The 16,082-nt window shown below is 68.7% G+C and carries 14 protein-coding genes; 9 read left to right on the forward strand and 5 right to left on the reverse strand.

From position 1 onward, the window contains the following. The first annotated feature begins 3 nt into the window (after positions 1-3). Both K1X59_RS00555 and K1X59_RS00560 read left to right on the forward strand, forming a co-directional pair. Positions 4-918, forward strand: a complete 915-nt coding sequence (locus K1X59_RS00555) for an ABC transporter substrate-binding protein (RefSeq protein ID WP_183151462.1) — start codon at positions 4-6, stop codon at positions 916-918. Between the two features lie 284 nt (positions 919-1,202). Next, positions 1,203-1,718, forward strand: a complete 516-nt coding sequence (locus tag K1X59_RS00560; protein WP_210274217.1) for a hypothetical protein — start codon at positions 1,203-1,205, stop codon at positions 1,716-1,718. Between the two features lie 551 nt (positions 1,719-2,269). Here the strand turns inward: K1X59_RS00560 and K1X59_RS00565 are convergent. Then, positions 2,270-3,478, reverse strand: a complete 1,209-nt coding sequence (locus K1X59_RS00565; RefSeq protein ID WP_183151464.1) for an AI-2E family transporter — start codon at positions 3,476-3,478, stop codon at positions 2,270-2,272. A 62-nt stretch (positions 3,479-3,540) separates the two neighbouring features. Here K1X59_RS00565 and K1X59_RS00570 point away from each other — a divergent pair, with 62 nt between their 5' ends. Together K1X59_RS00570 and K1X59_RS00575 are read left to right on the forward strand one after the other, a co-directional pair. Then, positions 3,541-3,840, forward strand: a complete 300-nt coding sequence (locus K1X59_RS00570) for a chorismate mutase (protein WP_021200128.1) — start codon at positions 3,541-3,543, stop codon at positions 3,838-3,840. Positions 3,841-4,268: 428 nt separating this feature from the next. After that, positions 4,269-5,342, forward strand: a complete 1,074-nt coding sequence (locus K1X59_RS00575; RefSeq protein WP_258566986.1) for an ROK family protein — start codon at positions 4,269-4,271, stop codon at positions 5,340-5,342. Here the strand turns inward: K1X59_RS00575 and K1X59_RS00580 are convergent. The 3 genes from K1X59_RS00580 to K1X59_RS00590 are packed head-to-tail and all read right to left on the reverse strand — an operon-like array spanning position 5,253 to position 8,429. After that, entirely contained in the window at positions 5,253-6,179 is a 927-nt protein-coding gene (locus K1X59_RS00580) for a carbohydrate ABC transporter permease (protein ID WP_183151465.1), read from the reverse strand. The genes K1X59_RS00575 and K1X59_RS00580 overlap by 90 nt on opposite strands. A 2-nt stretch (positions 6,180-6,181) precedes the next feature. Further along, on the reverse strand, positions 6,182-7,153 hold the full coding sequence (locus K1X59_RS00585; protein WP_183151466.1) for a carbohydrate ABC transporter permease: 972 nt from the start codon (positions 7,151-7,153) through the stop codon (positions 6,182-6,184). Between the two features lie 31 nt (positions 7,154-7,184). Next, positions 7,185-8,429, reverse strand: coding sequence for an extracellular solute-binding protein (locus tag K1X59_RS00590; RefSeq protein WP_183151467.1), 1,245 nt, complete (start codon positions 8,427-8,429; stop codon positions 7,185-7,187). Between the two features lie 325 nt (positions 8,430-8,754). Here K1X59_RS00590 and K1X59_RS00595 point away from each other — a divergent pair, with 325 nt between their 5' ends. From K1X59_RS00595 to K1X59_RS00615, 5 genes are all read left to right on the forward strand, one after another. After that, positions 8,755-9,651: an SIS domain-containing protein gene (locus K1X59_RS00595; protein ID WP_183151468.1), complete on the forward strand. Its 897-nt coding sequence runs from the start codon at positions 8,755-8,757 to the stop codon at positions 9,649-9,651. Beyond that, the gene (locus K1X59_RS00600) at positions 9,648-10,667 is read left to right on the forward strand and encodes an ROK family protein (RefSeq protein WP_258566987.1); all 1,020 of its coding nucleotides are present in this window, start codon (positions 9,648-9,650) and stop codon (positions 10,665-10,667) included. Before K1X59_RS00595 ends, K1X59_RS00600 begins: the two co-directional genes overlap by 4 nt. After that, positions 10,664-11,611 carry a 1-phosphofructokinase family hexose kinase gene (locus tag K1X59_RS00605; protein ID WP_220173825.1) on the forward strand — a complete coding sequence of 316 codons (948 nt, stop codon included), beginning with the start codon at positions 10,664-10,666 and terminating at the stop codon, positions 11,609-11,611. Before K1X59_RS00600 ends, K1X59_RS00605 begins: the two co-directional genes overlap by 4 nt. Next, the gene (locus K1X59_RS00610; protein WP_220173826.1) at positions 11,608-12,447 is read left to right on the forward strand and encodes a class II fructose-bisphosphate aldolase; all 840 of its coding nucleotides are present in this window, start codon (positions 11,608-11,610) and stop codon (positions 12,445-12,447) included. Before K1X59_RS00605 ends, K1X59_RS00610 begins: the two co-directional genes overlap by 4 nt. A gap of 94 nt (positions 12,448-12,541) precedes the next feature. Then, complete coding sequence (locus K1X59_RS00615) at positions 12,542-13,318, forward strand: DeoR/GlpR family DNA-binding transcription regulator (protein WP_183151469.1); 777 nt, start codon at positions 12,542-12,544, stop codon at positions 13,316-13,318. 243 nt (positions 13,319-13,561) lie between these two features. Here K1X59_RS00615 and K1X59_RS00620 read toward each other — a convergent pair whose 3' ends face one another. Then, positions 13,562-16,006 (reverse strand): CHAT domain-containing protein, encoded by a 2,445-nt coding sequence (locus K1X59_RS00620; protein ID WP_220173827.1) that lies wholly within the window; start codon positions 16,004-16,006, stop codon positions 13,562-13,564. Positions 16,007-16,082 lie beyond the last annotated feature (76 nt).

The raw sequence follows: 16,082 nt of genomic DNA on the forward strand, positions 1-16,082 counted from the left end.
CCCATGTTCACAGCACGTAAGTCACGACTCGCCCTCGCCGGCGGCGTCTCGCTCGTCGCGGCGCTCGTCCTCGCCGGCTGCGCGAGCAGCAACCCGCTCGACGCGCCCACCGACGACGCAGGCTCCGGTGAGAGCGAGACGATCGTGATCGGCTCGCAGGCGTACTACTCGAACGAGATCATCGCCGAGATCTACGCTCAGGCGCTCGAGGCGGCCGACTTCGACGTCGACCGCCAGTTCAACATCGGACAGCGCGACGCGTACATGCCCGATGTCGAGTCCGGCGCGATCGACGTGTTCCCGGAGTACACGGGCAACCTGCTCGAGTACCTCGACAAGGACGCCACCGCCACGAGCCCCGACGACGTCTACGCCGCCCTTCAGGACGCGCTGCCCGACGGTCTCACCGCGCTCGACTACGCCGACGCTTCGGATCAGGACACCTACACGGTGCTGAAGAGCTTCGCCGACGAGAACGGTCTCACGTCGATCGGCGACCTCTCCAAGGTCACCACCCCCGTGACCATCGGCGCCGCGCCGGAGTTCGAGCAGCGTCCGTACGGTCCTGCCGCGGCCAAGGAGGTCTACGGCGTCGATCTGGCGTTCTCGGCCACCGGCCCGACGACGCTGGAGTCGCTGCTCGCCGGCAAGATCCAGGTCGCCGACATCTACTCGGCCGACCCGGCGTTCCAGACGCAGGACATCGTGGCGCTCGAAGACCCGGAGAACATCATCCTGGCCTCGAACGTGGTGCCGATCGTCTCGGACGACGTGGCCGACGGGGTCGCTGACGTGATCAACGCGATCAGCGCAAAGCTGACCGCCGAGGAGCTCGTCGCCCTGAACGTGCAGAGCACGGTCGACCAGAAGTCGGCGTCCGACATCGCGACGCAGTGGCTGGCTGACAACGACCTCTGAGTCGTCACCTCGACAGAAGCGCCCGGCCCCTCAAGGGACCGGGCGCTTCTTGGTGCGGCGTCAGCGGTGCGAAGTCGTTCGTTCAGCCGCGACGCAGCAAGCGGAAGCCCACCCTCTCTTAGTGTCCCCCAAAATGGGGACAGAAATTCTAGATTCGAAGATCTAAAATAATAGATAAACAAGGTAGGCGGGAGTTAGAAAAAAGACAGAGAGACATCATGGGCATTCGAATGACACTAGGAATCAAGAAGGTAACGACGAGCTTGGCGATTGGAGCGCTCAGCGTGAGCGGCATCTTCGCAACAGGCGCAGCAGCGGCGGCAGCGGAGCCAGAGGCCCTGGCGGAGCCCAAGGCAAGTGTGACCAACGAACAGGCCCTCGCCAGTGCGCTCCTCGCGCTCGACGAGCGGGTGACGCCGGTCGACGTTCGGCTCACAGGGAATGGAGTGGAGAAAGACTATGAGTTCGGTCGTGGTTCCATCCTGACGGTAATTGAGACTCCGCCGATCCCCTCCGGTGCTTCCGATCTGATGGTGGCGGCGCTCAGCGTCGGCTCGGACTACAACGGGCAGTACATTCAATTCTCACCGGCTGACCAGCGGTCGTTCCTTACGGGCGGGAGCACTCTTCTGCTCGGATCCCTCGGGCTACTTCTCGGGCCGTTCGGCGCTCTCCTCCTCGGCAGTTTGGGCGGGGCGATTGGGCCGCAGATGGAACAGCTCACGTGCGCGGCCCATAATCAGTCAATCCGATACAACTACACACTCGACGGCAACTTCACCAATGTTCGTTGCGTCTAGTCCAGATAGGGCTTGAAGCCGGACCGCCTCGGGGCGCCAGTGGCTTCAGATGGGTGGTGTCGAGTGGTCAAGAAGACTCAACGGAATATCGCATCGAGTGTCCGTGCGTGCAATCGAAGTGCTAGCCTCTCCCGCATGTTCTTCGCGGTCGGTTTCGTTTTGTCGATCGTCGTCGCGTTCGTGAGTCCGTACGTCTGGGATGGTCTAACGGACGCACCCGCGCTCCCCACCGCGGTCACGATCATCGTCGGTTGGGTTCTCTTCGCAGGAGGCGGCTACTTGCTCGATAGTCGCAGGCGACGTCGAGGGCAGACCGGTGATGCCTCGGGGAATACGTCGAGTTCCGCTGGATGATGAGGGATGCCCGCAGCACGCCGGAGGGGTGTTCTGTCGTGCGCCTCGAGCACGGGGACTGGAGTCCCTGGCAAGGCGGATAGAGGAATCAATCTGCTCACGGAGGGCGGTGACAAGAGAATTACCTCCAGTGATTCACGGTCGGCCCATTTATGGGGCAGACAGGCACATCGTCTCTGGGAATCGTGTCGGCGGCGTCAGACCCGTGCGTCCTGCTTCGGGACGAGCACCTGCTTGATGATGATGAGGATCGATGCCGTGACGGGCACGGCCACGAGCGCGCCGAGGAGGCCGAGCAGAGTGCCGCCGGCGAGGGCGCCGATCACCACGAGGGAGCCGGGGACCGCCACGGCGCGGTTCATCACGCGCGGGGTGAGGACGTACGCCTCGACCTGCATGTACACCAGGTAGATCGCCGCGAAGATGAGGGCCGCGATCGGGTCTGTGAACAGCGCGAGCCCGGTGCCGATGATCCAGAACAGCACGGAGCCGACGAGGGGGATCAAGGTCACGCAGAACGCGATGGTCGCCATGAGGGGAGGGAACGGCAGCCGGAGGACCGTGTACAGGATGAGCGCGAGGGTCGCATTGCAGAACGCCAGGATCACCATCCCCATCACGTAGCCGCCCACCGAGTCGGTGATCTGCTCGGAGATGTCGGCGGCGCGAGCCCGGTCGCGCGCAGGAGCCAGGCGGAGCAGGCCCTGCTTCATGGCGGGGAGGGTCGCCAGGAAGTACAGGGTGAGCACGAGGACGACGATCGCGCCGGAGATGCCGGTGGCGATCGAGGCGCCGACGGCGAGGGCGCCGCCGCCGATCGTGGCGAGGTTGCCGAAGTCCGAGAGGAACTTCTGCACCTCGCCGACGAGGTCCTGGAACTGGTCGCCGAACTGATCGTCCAGAGCCGCGTAGAGGTCGGTTCGCGTGAAGTCCTGGATCATGCCGGGAACCGACTTCACGAAGCTGGTGATCTGGTCGATGACGATGGGGATGACCATCCACAGCACGAGCGCGAACACCACGATCAGAGCGAGGATCGTGATGACGACGGCGATCGCGCGGGAGAGGCCGCGGCGCTCCAGAAACCGCACGGCGGGGTCGAGCCCCAGCGCACCGAACAGGGCGAGGGCGATGTAGATCAGGACCGTCGACAGGCTCGAGATCGCGAGGCCGATGACGATGGCAGCGAGACCTCCGAGCGTCAGGAGGAAGCCGACCACGAAGGGACGGTCGATGCGGGTCCAGAAGGAGCGGCTCGGTGTCGCGGGCTCGGTCTCGACCTGGTGCGTGGCGGCGGCGGCCACGGTCGAGGGAGTGGACGACGTCGTCCCGGTCGTCTCCGTGGTGCCTGACTCCGCAGCGTCGTCGTCGAGGGGCGCGGGGGCCGACGTCTCTTCGTTGCTCATGTGCTCACGATAGCGGTGCACCGGGTCTGATTCCGGGCGTTCTGCGGCTCTAGAGTAGGGGCATGACCGCCGCCGAGGACCCGAAGGCCGAACTGCTCCGACTTCGCGCCACCATCGACAACATCGACGCCGCACTGATCTTCATGCTGGCGGAGCGCTTCCGCGCGACTCAACAGGTCGGGCATCTGAAGGCGGAGCACGAGATGCCGGCGTCCGACCCGAACCGCGAGGAGCAGCAGGTGGCTCGGCTGAGGGCGCTCGCTGAGGAGGCGCATCTGGACCCCGAGTTCGCGGAGAAGTGGTTCAACTTCGTGGTGGCTGAGGTCATCCGCCACCACACCGAAGCGGCCGAGAGCCGTTGAGAGGTGCCGGACGGGCGACGGTGTGTGCAGCACTCGCCCGTCCGGAGCTGGAGCTTCATCGAACAACTAAGTTCAATGAATAAACTTAGGGAGAGACTACGGATCGCGCCGCGATCTGTCAACAGCTCGCGATCGGCGAGCCTCGGAACGGGAACGCATGCTTAACACGGATGACGGCCTCGATACGCAGGCGTCGGTTCGGCGTGCGAACCTGCGTCGGGCGTTGCAGCTCGTGTTCCGGAACCCGGGGACGCAGACGCGCGCCGGCATCGCGCGCGCCACAGGTCTGACCGCCGCCACCGCGTCGTCACTCGTGGCCGAGCTCATCGAGAACCGTCTGGTCGTCGAGGGGAGCAGGCGGCGAGCACGGGGGCAAACGCGCCACCACCCTGAGCGTCGACGCGAGTCACCACCTGATCCTGGTGCTCGTGATCCAGCCCCTGCACGCGCAGATCGCCCTCGTGGCGCTCGACGGGACGGAGGTCGACGCGCGACGACTGAGCTACACCGCCGAGACCCGCGACCACATGCTCGACGAAGCGGTGTCCGCCGTGGCCTCGGAGTTCGGCACGCGGCTGCTCGCCGCAGGCATCCAGCTTCCCGGCACGACGGATGGCCGGTCCGTGCTGGAGAGCGTGCAGCTCAAGTGGGAAGGCGTGCCGCTCGCGGACCGCTTCGAGAGGATGCTCGACGCCCCGGTGCTGCTCGTCAACGACGTCGACGCCGAGGCCATCGCCGAAGCGGGCATGGAGGAGTCCCCGTCCGGATACCGGCTCTTCATCCATCTCGGCGGAGGGGTGGGTGCCGCTGTCACGCTCGACGGCGAGCTCGCCCCGGGACCCCGTGACCGCGCGGGGGAGATCGGGCACGTGCAGGTCGTCTTCGGCGAGCAGGCGCGTGCCTGCCGGTGCGGTCGGCGCGGATGCCTGGAGTCGGCAGCGGCGCTGGGCGCGATGCTCGGCGACGAGTTCTCCGACGCCATGGACGCCCCCGAGATCCGGGCGCTCGCTGCCACCGCCGATGAGGAGCACCTCGATGAGGGCGCCCGCGCCCTCGCCAGAGCCGTCAAGCTCATCAGTGCTCTCCTCGACCCCACCGAGGTCGTGATCGGCGGTCCGGCCACCGAGCTCGGGCCGCGCTTCCTCGACCGGGTCCGCCGCGAGACCGAGTATCCGTCTCGGGGCACGGTGCAGGTCCCCGTGCGATACGCCGACCCGCGGGTGTCGCTCGCCGCCGGTGCCGCGCAGGCCGCCCTCACCTCGGCGCTCGGCGTGCGGTGGAACCGGAACAGCTCCGCGCAGCATCCCGCTAGACCGCGGCCGCATCGCAGTTCGCAGGGGATCCGCGCTTCGGAGGGCCGGATCCCCGAACCCGTCCTCCGAAACGCGGATCTCCTCCCGAGCGCGCGGAGGTTACTTCACGCTGCCCGCAGTCAGACCTCCGACGAGCCGCTTCTCGATGAGCATGAACAGGATGACCACCGGGAGGATCGCCACGATTGAGACGCCGAACACGTACTGCCAGCTGGTCTCGTACTGCCCGACGAACTTGGTCAGCGCGACCGACAGCGGCTGATTCTTGTCGGTCGACAGGATCACGAGCGAGGCCGCGAACTCGTTCCAGCAGGCCACGAACGTGAACACGATCGCCGTGACGATGCCGGGCCACACGAGCGGCAGGTTGATCTTGAATAGGACCGTGAAGCGTCCTGCCCCGTCGATCTGCGCGGCCTCGTCGACCTCTTTCGGGATGCCGGCGAAGAAGGAGTGCATGATCCACACCGCGAACGACAGGTTGAAGGCGGCGTTGATGAAGATCATCGCGATCCAGGTGTCGCCGAGCCCGAGCACCGTGAACTGCCGGAACAGGCCCGAGGTCAGCACGGCGGGCTGCAGCATCTGGGTGATGATCACGAGGAACAGGAACACCATGCGCCCGGGGAACTTGAACCTGGCCGTGTAATACGCGGCAGGCAGGGACACCAGCAGCACGAGCAGCGTCGCGAACACCGCGATCACGATGGTCGAGATCAGGTTGTACGGCAGCGGCGTCTCGGGAGTCGACCACATCGTGATGTAGTTCTCCCAGTGCCACTCCGTCGGCAGGTACGTCGGGTCGACAGAGCGGATCTGCGGCTTCGTCTTCACGGAGCCGAAGAACATGATCAGGTACGGGAGGACGAAGATCGCCAGCACCAGGAAACCGGCGACGGTGCGCAGGATCACGCGGGGCAGCGTCACCTGGTCTTCGGTGTACCGTCGCTTGCGGCCGGGGATCGGCGGGGTACGGCGTCCACCGCGACCGGCCGTGGTCACGAGGGCGGTCTCGGTCACGGTCATGATCAGACCTCCTTCATGGGCTTGACGATCTTCACGTAGGCCGCGACGATCACGATGACGATGAGGAACGCGACGACCGAGAGGGCGCTCGCGACATCCACCTTCTTCTGCAGCTCGATGTACTTGAAGATCAGGGTCATGATCGTGTCGGCGCCGTAACCGGGGATCGATCCGGTCATCACCTTGAGGATCGGCAGCGAGTTGAACACGTTGATGATGTTGATCAGGACGGCGACGGCCAGGGCGCTGCGCAGCTGCGGCAGGATGATCGACCAGTACGTGCGGGTGGGACCGGCACCGTCCATCTTCGCGGCCTCGATCGCATCGGCCGGCACCGACTGGAGTCCGGCCAGGATCGTGTAGGTCGTGAACGGGAGCGACACGAAGATCGCGATGACGATCGACCAGATGAACGCGGTCGTGGGGTTCTTGGTCCAGCCGTAGCCGACCGCATCGTCGGAGAGACCGATGTCGTAGAGGAACTTGTTGAAGACCCCGAAGTACGGCTCGAGGCTGTAGTAGAACACCATCGTGGTCATCACGACCGAGGCTGCCCACGGCACGATGACGGCCATGCGCACGAGTTGGCGTCCGGGGAAGGCCTTGTTGAGGATCTGCGCGAGCCCGAGCGAGATGACGACCGTGAAGAGCACGACCGAAACGACCCAGACGATCGTGCGGAAGAAGATCGGCCAGAACTCGCTGAACGTGAAGACGGTGGCGAAGTTGTCGAAGCCGACCGACCCCTTGTCGAGGCCCGACAGCGAGATGTCACGCGTCGAGTTGAAGAACATCACCCCGGCGGGGAAGAAGACCACCCCGATGATGAGCAGCACGGCCGGCGCGATCCAGGGCAGCGCCTGGAGGAGGTCCTTTCCGCCCGGCCTGCCGCGATGGGCATCCGGGGTCTTCCGGGTGCGGGGGCGGCTCTTCGCCGCCCCCGCGAGGTTCGAGGACTCTGTCTTCTGGCTCATTCGGGTACCCGAACCTCTCCGATCAGCGGGCTCAGCCCGCGTCGACCTGCGCCTGGATCTCGGTCAGCACGTCCTGTGCCGGCTTCGACTGGAGCTGGCCGAACAGCGACTTGAACGCACCGTCGGCGGCCGACCACTTCGGGTTCGTCGACGGGTAGAACTGCGCATCGGGCAGCACGTCGAGGAACGGCTTGAGGGCCTCCTCGCCGGAGAGCTGCTCGGCGCCGGACTTGGTGACGGGCAGGAAGCCCTCCGCCTGCACCCACGGCACGTACACATCGGCCGAGTAGAAGTAGTCGAAGAACTTGGTGATGGCTTCCTGCTTGTCGCCGTCGTTCTCGAACGCCATCAGCTGGTCCATGACGCCGAGCGTGAACGGCGAGCCGTCCTTCGTGGGGATCGGGACGATCGAGTAGTCCAGGTCGGGGTTGCCCTCGGCGATCTGCCCGACCGTCGGCGGGAGTCCGACCTGCATGCCGATCTTGCCCTGGACGAAGATGTCCATCAGCGGGGAGCGCTGCGTCGAGCCCGGGTCTGCCTGGGTCGCGCCGGCATCGATCATCTTCTTGATCTGCTCGGCTCCCACCAGGTTCTCCGGGGTGTCGATCGTGATCTCGGATGCGTCACCGAACGATCCGCCGCCGCCCCACAGCCACACGGCCGCCTCGGCCTGCGCCTCTTCGGAGCCGAGCGGCATGCCGTAGCCGGCGACGCCGCCGCCGAGGGCCGACACCTTGGTCGCGGCATCCAGCAGCGAGTCCCAGTCGGTCGGCGCCTCGACGCCGGCCTGCTCGAGCAGCGCGTTGTTGACGAACAGGGCGCGCGCCGACGCGATCATCGGCAGGGCGTAGGCGGTGCCGTCGATCTCGGCGTTCTTGAGGAACGACTCCTGGAAGTCGGCATAGGTCTCCTCCGACACGACGTCTTCGGTCGGGTAGAGCAGTTCGTCGCCGACGAAGCCGGCGAAGGGACCGCCGTTGTAGATGTCGGGGGCCTCTCCGGCCTGGATCTTGGTGGAGACGACTTTCTCGAGGTTGTCCCAGGACTGCACTTCGAGCTTGACGTCGATGTCGGGGTTGTCCTTCTTGAACCCCTCGATCACCGTCTCCCAGTTCGCCTTGGTGCCGTCCGAGTAGCTGGGGACGAGCAGGTCGAGCGTGGTGGATCCGTCTCCGCCTTCGCTGTCTCCGGACGATCCGCCGAACCCGCACGAAGCGAGCGAGAGCGTGGCGACGGCCGCAAGGGCGGCGGCGCCGTACCGCAGTGACTTCTTCATGTGTATTGCATTCCTCACTGTGAGTGTCCGCTCCGGGCGGCAGGACCGCTTCGGACGGGGTGTGGTGCACAGTCGCAAGCACATCACGCGACAGTGCGTGGTGATCGCCTCGCCAGGTGGCATCCGCGATCGTTCAAGCCGGGGCTCGGGGTTGCTCGACGACGAGGGAGGTCGACATCGAGGGGTGGAACTTTTCCGATTATTTGTCAAGGCAACAAACAAATCAAGCAGAACGCCTGGTTGTTATCTAATGACGACATACTATGATCGAATAAGCACGCAAACAATCACAAGTACGCAACAAATCGCTGGAAAGGCCCCCTTCATGACGGAATCGCTGCCCGGCGCGCACATGCGCGAAGAGCTCTTCTCCCAGCCCCAGACGTGGGCGACCGCCGCCGACCTCACCGCCGAGCAGGCCCAGCTCCCGGCCGCCGGGACCCGCATCGCGGTCGTCGGCTGCGGCACGTCGTGGTTCATGGCGCAGTCGTACGCCGCCCTCCGCGAGTCCTCGGGCCAGGGTGAGACCGACGCGTTCGCGGCGTCCGAGGCGTTCATCGATCGCGGCTACGACGCGGTCGTCGCGCTGACCCGCTCCGGCACGACGACCGAGGTGCTCGAACTCGTCGAGCGCATCAAGGGGCGGATCCCGACCGTCGGCGTGATCGGCGACCCGATCTCACCCCTCGTGTCCCTCGTGGACGAGGCGATCCTGCTCCCGTTCGCCGACGAGAAGTCGGTGGTGCAGACGCGCTTCGCGACCACGGCCCTCGCGCTGTTCCGCGCGTCGCTCGGCGAAGACCTCACCGCGGCCATCGCCGACGCCGAGGCCGTCCTCACCGAGCCGGGAGACGACGAGCTGCGCGATGCCGAGCAGTACACGTTCCTCGGACGCGGATGGACCATCGGCCTCGCACACGAGGCGGCGCTCAAGCTGCGCGAATCCTCGCAGTCGTGGACCGAGGCCTACCCGTCGATGGACTACCGCCACGGTCCGATCGCGATCGCGGCTCCCGGACGCGTCACGTGGCAGTTCGGAGAAGCGCCGGAGGGGCTTCCCGCCCAGGTCGAGGCCACCGGCGCCCGGTTCGAGCAGCGCGAGATCGACCCTCTCGCCGACCTCGTGCGCCTGCACCGGACGGCGTTGGACCGTGCGGTCGCACGAGGACTCGACCCCGACCAGCCCCGCAACCTCACGCGATCCGTCATCCTGGATGCATGACGCAACCTCGCCAGGAGCCGATCATGATCGACGGTGACGCGGCGGCCTCCGTTCCCGACGTCGAACGCGATGCCGCGGGTGAGAAGCTCGCCCGCGTGCGCACGCTCGGGGCCGGCGCCCCCGTGCTGGCGTTCGACGTCGGCGGCACCGACATCAAATCGGCGCTGTTCGATGCCGAGGGGACGGCGCTCGGCCTGCGACGCACGCCCACCCCGATCGTCGAGGGCGACCGCACGCAGGCACTCCTCGAGCGTCTGGCCGTGCTCGCCGCCGAACTGCGCGCCGCGCATCCCGACACCGTGCCGCAGGCCGTCGGCCTCGTGGTGCCGGGGATCGTCGACGCGGATGCCGGGCTCGGCGTGTTCGCCAGCAACCTCGGCTGGCACGACTCCCCGTTGCGCGACCTCGCATCCGCGCGCCTGGGTCTGCCGGTGGCGTTCGACCACGACGTCCGCGCGGCGAGCTGGGCGGAGCGCCAGCTCGGCGGGGCCCGCGACTACGCCGATGCGGTCGTGCTCGTGATCGGCACGGGGATCGCGGGGGCCCTGCTCGTCGGCGGCGTCCCGTACACCGCGGGCGGGTACGCGGGCGAGATCGGACACTCCCCGATCGCCGACGGACCGATCTGCGCCTGCGGCGCGCGCGGCTGTCTCGAAGCGGTCGCATCAGCCGGAGCGATCGCCCGCCGCTACCGCGACGCGACCGGCGTCGCACCCGACGGGGCGAAAGACGTCATCGCCAGGGCAGCCGCAGGCGACCGGGCGGCCGCGGAGATCTGGAACTCCGCGCTCGACGCACTCACCATGTCGTTGGCACAGCTCACGGCAGTCGTCGCGCCGGAGGCCGTGGTCATCGGCGGCGGCCTCTCCCGTGCCGGCGGTGCGCTGTTCGACGAGCTGCGCGAGCGACTCGCCGCACGGCTGAGCTTCCACCGCATCCCCGCGCTGGTCCCGGCCGAGCTGTCGGGCAACGCCGGGCTCCTCGGCGCCGCCCTGCGTGCACGGGAGCTCACGTGATCCTCACCGTCACCCCCAACCCGGCGCTCGACCTGACCTGGCACGTCGACCGGCTCGTGGAGGGCGGCTCGCATCGTGCGGACGCCGGTGCCGCGCGGGCTGGGGGCAAGGGCCTCAACGTCGCGCGCGTGGCGCACGCCGAGGGGGCGAAGACGCTCGCGGTCACCACCTCGGGCGGACGCGTCGGCGAGGAGTTCGCGGCCGAGCTCCGAGCCAGCGGCGTTCCGCACGCCCTCGTCCCTGTCGCCGCGGAGACCCGTCGCAGCATCGCCATCGTCGACGATGCCCTCGGAGACACCACGATCATCAACGAGCGCGGACGGAACCCGGCCGATCCGGAGTGGGCGGCCCTGCTCGCCGAGGTGGTCGAGCGGCTGCCCGGTGCCAAGGTCCTCGTCATCTCGGGCAGTGTGCCGCCCGGCGCACCCGACTCCCTGCTCCCGATGCTCGTCGCGGTAGGGAAGGATGCAGGTGTGCCCGTCATCGTCGACACCTCGGGGCCCGCGCTCCTCCGTGCTTCGGATGCCGGCGCCACCGTGCTGAAACCCAACGCGGCCGAACTCGTCGAAGCCACGGGGATCACCGACCCGGTCGAGGGCGCACGGTCGCTGCTCGCCCGCGGCGTCGAGCTCGTACTGCTGTCACTCGGCGCCGACGGCATGCTCGCGATCACGGCATCCGACGTCGTGCACGCCCGACTCGACGCACCCCTCGCCGGCAATCCCACCGGTGCCGGCGATGCCGCGGTGGCCGCATGTGCCGTGCTGTACGCCGAGGGGGTACGCGATCCCGAGCGGGTCCTCCGCCGTGCCACGGCCTGGTCGGCCGCCGCCGTGCTCACCCCGCTCGCGGGCGACATCTCCCCGCGCTGGACCACGCTCGAGCAGCAGCTCCACGTCTCACCCCACCCCCACCCCGCTCCGCTCCGGAAGGACCCCTCGTGACCCTCGTCTCCGCTCGCGACCTCGTCTCCGCCGCCTCCCGTGCCGGCACCGGCATCGGTGCGTTCAACGTGATCCACCTCGAAACGGCCGAAGGGCTCGTGCGGGCCTCCGCGCTCGCGCAGCTTCCCGTCATCCTGCAGATCTCGCAGAACTGCGCCGACTACCACGGCGGCCTCGAGCCCATCGCGCTGGCCACGATGGCGGTCGCTCGCCGCGCGCAGACTCCCGTGGCGGTGCACCTCGACCATGCGGAGCGCCCGGAACTGGTCGACGAGGCCATCGCGCTGGGCTTCGGATCGGTCATGTTCGACGGAGGAGCCCTGCCCTACGACGACAACGTCGCGCTGACGGCCTCGGTCGCGGAGCGCGCCCACGCGGCGGGGGTGTACATCGAGGGAGAACTCGGCGAGGTGGGCGGCAAAGACGGGGCGCATGCCCCCGGAGTGCGCACCGACCCCGACGAGGCGCGCGCGTTCGTCGAGGCGACAGGGGTCGATGCCCTCGCCGTCGCGGTGGGCTCCTCGCACGCGATGACAGACCGAACCGCATCTCTCGACCTCGACCTCATCGCCCGACTGCATGAGGCGCTGTCGGTTCCCCTCGTGCTGCACGGGTCGTCGGGGGTCGCGGATGCCGTGATCGCCGACGCCGTGCGTGCAGGCATGACCAAGGTCAACGTGTCGACCCACCTGAACGGGTTCTTCACGCGGGCGGTGCGCGAGAAGCTCGAGGCCGACCCTCGTCTGGTCGATTCGCGCAAGTACCTCGCCCCTGCGCGTGACGCACTGGCGGACGAGGCTGCTCGCATGCTCCGGCTCTTCGCACTCGCATCATGATCGCGCCGCAGCTCTGTACTCCGGTCGTAGGCTTCCCGGCGACGGCTGCGACCTCGCGCGCAGAGGGCGTCGGGGGCGGCGGAGAAGGAGCACGATGAAACGGGCGGCGCGGCTCAACGCGATCCTCGACCTCCTGGCCGCCAGCGGCGAGGTCACGGTGGACGACCTCGTCGAGCGGTTCGGGGCATCGTCGGCCACCACCCGGCGCGACCTCGACTCCCTGGCCGAGCAGCGCCTGCTCACGCGCACCCACGGCGGAGCGGTCGCGCAGACCGTCGCCTACGAACTGCCGATCCGCTACAAGAGCCACCTGCGCACGCATGAGAAGGCCAGCATCGCGCAGACGGCCGCCGGGCTGGTCGCACCCGGCATGGTCGTCGGGCTGTCGGGAGGGACGACCACGACGGCGATCGCGGCTGCCCTCGCTGCGCGCGACGACCTCGCGGGCAACGGCGGCATCACGGTCGTCACGAACGCCGTCAACATCGCCGCCCAGCTCGCCACCCGGCCCGACATCAAGGTCGTGGTCACCGGAGGTGTCATCCACTCACGCAGCTACGAGCTCGTCGGCCCGTTCGTCGAGCAGCTGCTGCGTGGCGTACGGCTCGACATCGCCTTCATCGGCGTCAACGGGATGGATGCCGCCGCCGGCGCCACGACGCAGGACGAGCGCGAGGCCGCCGTGAACCGCATGATGGCAGAGCGCGCCCGCCGGGCCGTCGTGGTTACGGACGGCAGCAAGCTCGGCGTCGAGGCCTTCTCGACCGTGGGGGGACTCGACCTGTTCCCCACCGTGATCACCGATGCCGGTGCCGACCCCGCGGGGCTCGCCGCCCTCCGTGCCGCGGGATACGCGGTGCTGGTCGCCTGACGCCGGACACCCCGAAGGCCTCGACGTCCCCAGAACGTCGAGGCCCCCTGAGGGCATCGCGGCAGTCGCCGCAGCATCCCCGAGCAGATGGTGTCCTGTCGTACTCACGCTCCCCAGCGCGCGCGATTCCCCAGATCCGACTGCGCCTCCCTCGCGCCTCTCCCTTCGAGGCCCTTCGCATGGCACCTTCCGAAGAACAGGAGCGTCCGGCATCCGTTCTGATACACCGATTGGAGAAAAAGGTCAGAATCCGTCGCCGTGGCATTGGAACGGGGCGCTGAGCCCGGTGTCGATGGTGGCCCTGGCGAGCGCGACAGCCGGTGCCACCCCCTCGGAGAGGCCGGTGTGCACGGCGCTCAGCAGCTCTCCGGCCACGTCATCCGGTACGGCGACCGGAGCGGCGATCACGCACGACGAGCCCGCGTGCAGCCACACCTGCGTCATGCCCAACGCCTCTTCGCCCCAGCGCACCGACGAGCGTCCGAGCTCGCACGCGGAGAGGATCACGGTGTCGGGGACGCGCGGGATCAGGTCGACGTCGTAGCCGAAGAGGATGCCGTCGGCCAGCTCGAAGCCCGAGAACAACGGGTTGTCCACCGCATGCCTGCCATGCGCCGCGATGTGCAGCACATCGGATCCGGCCGCGAGTTCCGTGACCGCTGCGACTGTCGCGGCCGAGCCCGTCACGACCGTCGTACCCGAGCCGTTCCAGGCCGACGCGGCACGGTCGACCTCCTCCTCGGCGCGGGCGACACGAGGGCCGGCCGCGAATCCGATGGTCGACGGGCGCGTCCGGGTGTGCGCCCGCCCGCTGAGCAACCGCGACACCGAGGTCGCGAGAGTGAACGGGACGCCTGCCATCCCTGGCAGCATCGCCCACGGCACCCCGCCGAGGGCTCCGGGAACGGTGATAGCCACGTGGTCGGCGGACGACGCGGCGGGGAGCAGCGGTGCGAGCAACGCGGCGTCGAGGAGTCCGAGCCGCGCGGTGAGGGCCCGCTCCGTCACCGCGCCCATCAGTCCGCCACGGGTCATGGCGGCCATGTCGAGGTCGGCGCGGAGGCCGTCGAGCGCCGTGCGGACCTTCACCCAAGACAGGTCGACGATCGTCGCTCCCGACGCGGTCACCACCATCCCCTGCAGAGTGGAGCCGGTGAAGACGTAGGAGAGCACCGCGGTGCGGGGCGGGAGCAGGGCGATCGTCTCAGCGAGGCCGAGCCGTTCGAGCGTGCGGCCGGACCCGGTCATCGCCCACTGCCGCTCGCGCACGCGGTCGCGGACGGCGCGCACCCTGGCGTCCGTCGTCCAGTCGGCACCGGCCAGCTCGGCCCGCAGCATCCGCAGCTCGGCCAGATCCTCGGCGAGGGATTCGTCATGCGGAGGACGCACCGGGGCGACCTGCTGACTGAGATGCCGCGCCCGCTCCGACCACTCGAACAGCGTCGCGGGGTCTCGCAGTCGTGCTGCGGCGGAGAGCCCGGTGAACATCAGGTCGCTGCCGTGCATGGCCGCCGACGCCTGGAGGTCGAGGGCGCCGAACGACTGCTGCCACGCGGTGAGCAGGTCGAGCCCGGCGGCGGCCGCGCGCAGGGCCGCACGGTCGTTCCCTGAGGCCGCGGCACGTGCGGCCCGAACCTCGTGAGCGCGCAGTCGCAGCGGCGTCGGGGCGGTGTCGTCGATGCGCGGCAGTCGCCCCGTGCCGTCGCGTCGGGCGTCGAGGCGGAGCGTGGTCGCCTCGGTGTGGAATCCCGCTCTGTCGAGAGCCTTCGCGGTGCGGGTGAACTCGTCGAGGTCCCGTGGGCGCTGAGGTTTCGATCGGTGCAGAGCCTCGAGGCGCACGGCATGCGCGCGGGCCGCCCATCCGTGGCTCTCGAGGGCGAGGAACCGCCGCGCGGCGGTCCGCGCCGTTCGTTCCGCCCCCGTCGGGTCGTGACGCACGAGCGACCGTGCCAGGTGGAACTCCGCCTCGGCTCTGGCCTGCCGCATCCGCTGGGCGCCGAACTGCCTGGCCACGTGCGCGAGCAGGTTCTCGGCCTCGGTGGTGAGGCCGGCGTCGCGGAGCACCTCGGCGCGGTCGAGGTCGCTGATCGCCGCGGCGAGGTCGCTCGTCGCGGCGAGCGTCGGGCGTGAGCGCGTCATGAGGGTGAGTGCGGTCACGAGATCCCCGCCGAGCAGCGCCGCGTATCCGAGGTTGTGTCGTGCCTCCGCGAGCGGCTGCTCGTCGTGGTTCGCCTCGTACACGGCGACCGCGCGCTCCAGGTCGTCGACGCAGAGGCCGAGCTCGCGCTGCTGCATCCGCACCACCGACCTGTTCATGAGGCAGTTGGCCAGCTCCGTGGTCTCCTCGCCCTGGGCGGTGAGCGTGTCGATCGCGCGCGTGAGCATGCTCCCGGCTTCGACGAGCGTGCCGCCGTGCATGAGCAGCGTGCCGAGCTGACCGCTCAGCAGGGCCACCGTCTCCGCGCGGAGCCCCGCCCGGCCGAGCGCGGCACGGCAGAGCTGCTCGGCGGCGGCCGGTCGCCCCGTCTGGGCCAGGACGTACGCGGTGGTTCCGTCGATGCGGGCGCGCAGGTCGGGATCGTCGGTGCGGGCGGATGCGGCGTCGAGCACGCGCCGCGCCTGTGCGAACCGACGCGCGTTCGCCGCTTCGACTCCGCGCCGGTGCAGCTCGATCGCGGACAGGGGCATCGCTCCAGGATGCCCTGCCCGGGGTCTGCGCGGAAGAGCGCGCCGGGCGGACCCTCGGCCGGCGGGACACCTGTCG

The sequence above is a fragment of the Microbacterium sp. Se5.02b genome (assembly GCF_019464375.1).
GTDB lineage: Bacteria > Actinomycetota > Actinomycetes > Actinomycetales > Microbacteriaceae > Microbacterium.

Bases quoted from the DNA above. Each gene is read 5' to 3' on its own strand.
- K1X59_RS00570 (WP_021200128.1), top strand. From the start codon at position 3,541: ATGACCGCCGCCGAGGACCCGAAGGCCGAACTGCTCCGACTTCGCGCC.
- K1X59_RS00585 (WP_183151466.1), bottom strand. From the start codon at position 7,153: ATGAGCCAGAAGACAGAGTCCTCGAACCTCGCGGGGGCGGCGAAGAGC.
- K1X59_RS00600 (WP_258566987.1), top strand. From the start codon at position 9,648: ATGACGCAACCTCGCCAGGAGCCGATCATGATCGACGGTGACGCGGCG.
- K1X59_RS00595 (WP_183151468.1), top strand. From the start codon at position 8,755: ATGACGGAATCGCTGCCCGGCGCGCACATGCGCGAAGAGCTCTTCTCC.
- K1X59_RS00555 (WP_183151462.1), top strand. From the start codon at position 4: ATGTTCACAGCACGTAAGTCACGACTCGCCCTCGCCGGCGGCGTCTCG.
- K1X59_RS00590 (WP_183151467.1), bottom strand. From the start codon at position 8,429: ATGAAGAAGTCACTGCGGTACGGCGCCGCCGCCCTTGCGGCCGTCGCC.
- K1X59_RS00615 (WP_183151469.1), top strand. From the start codon at position 12,542: ATGAAACGGGCGGCGCGGCTCAACGCGATCCTCGACCTCCTGGCCGCC.
- K1X59_RS00565 (WP_183151464.1), bottom strand. From the start codon at position 3,478: ATGAGCAACGAAGAGACGTCGGCCCCCGCGCCCCTCGACGACGACGCT.
- K1X59_RS00620 (WP_220173827.1), bottom strand. From the start codon at position 16,006: ATGCCCCTGTCCGCGATCGAGCTGCACCGGCGCGGAGTCGAAGCGGCG.
- K1X59_RS00580 (WP_183151465.1), bottom strand. From the start codon at position 6,179: ATGACCGTGACCGAGACCGCCCTCGTGACCACGGCCGGTCGCGGTGGA.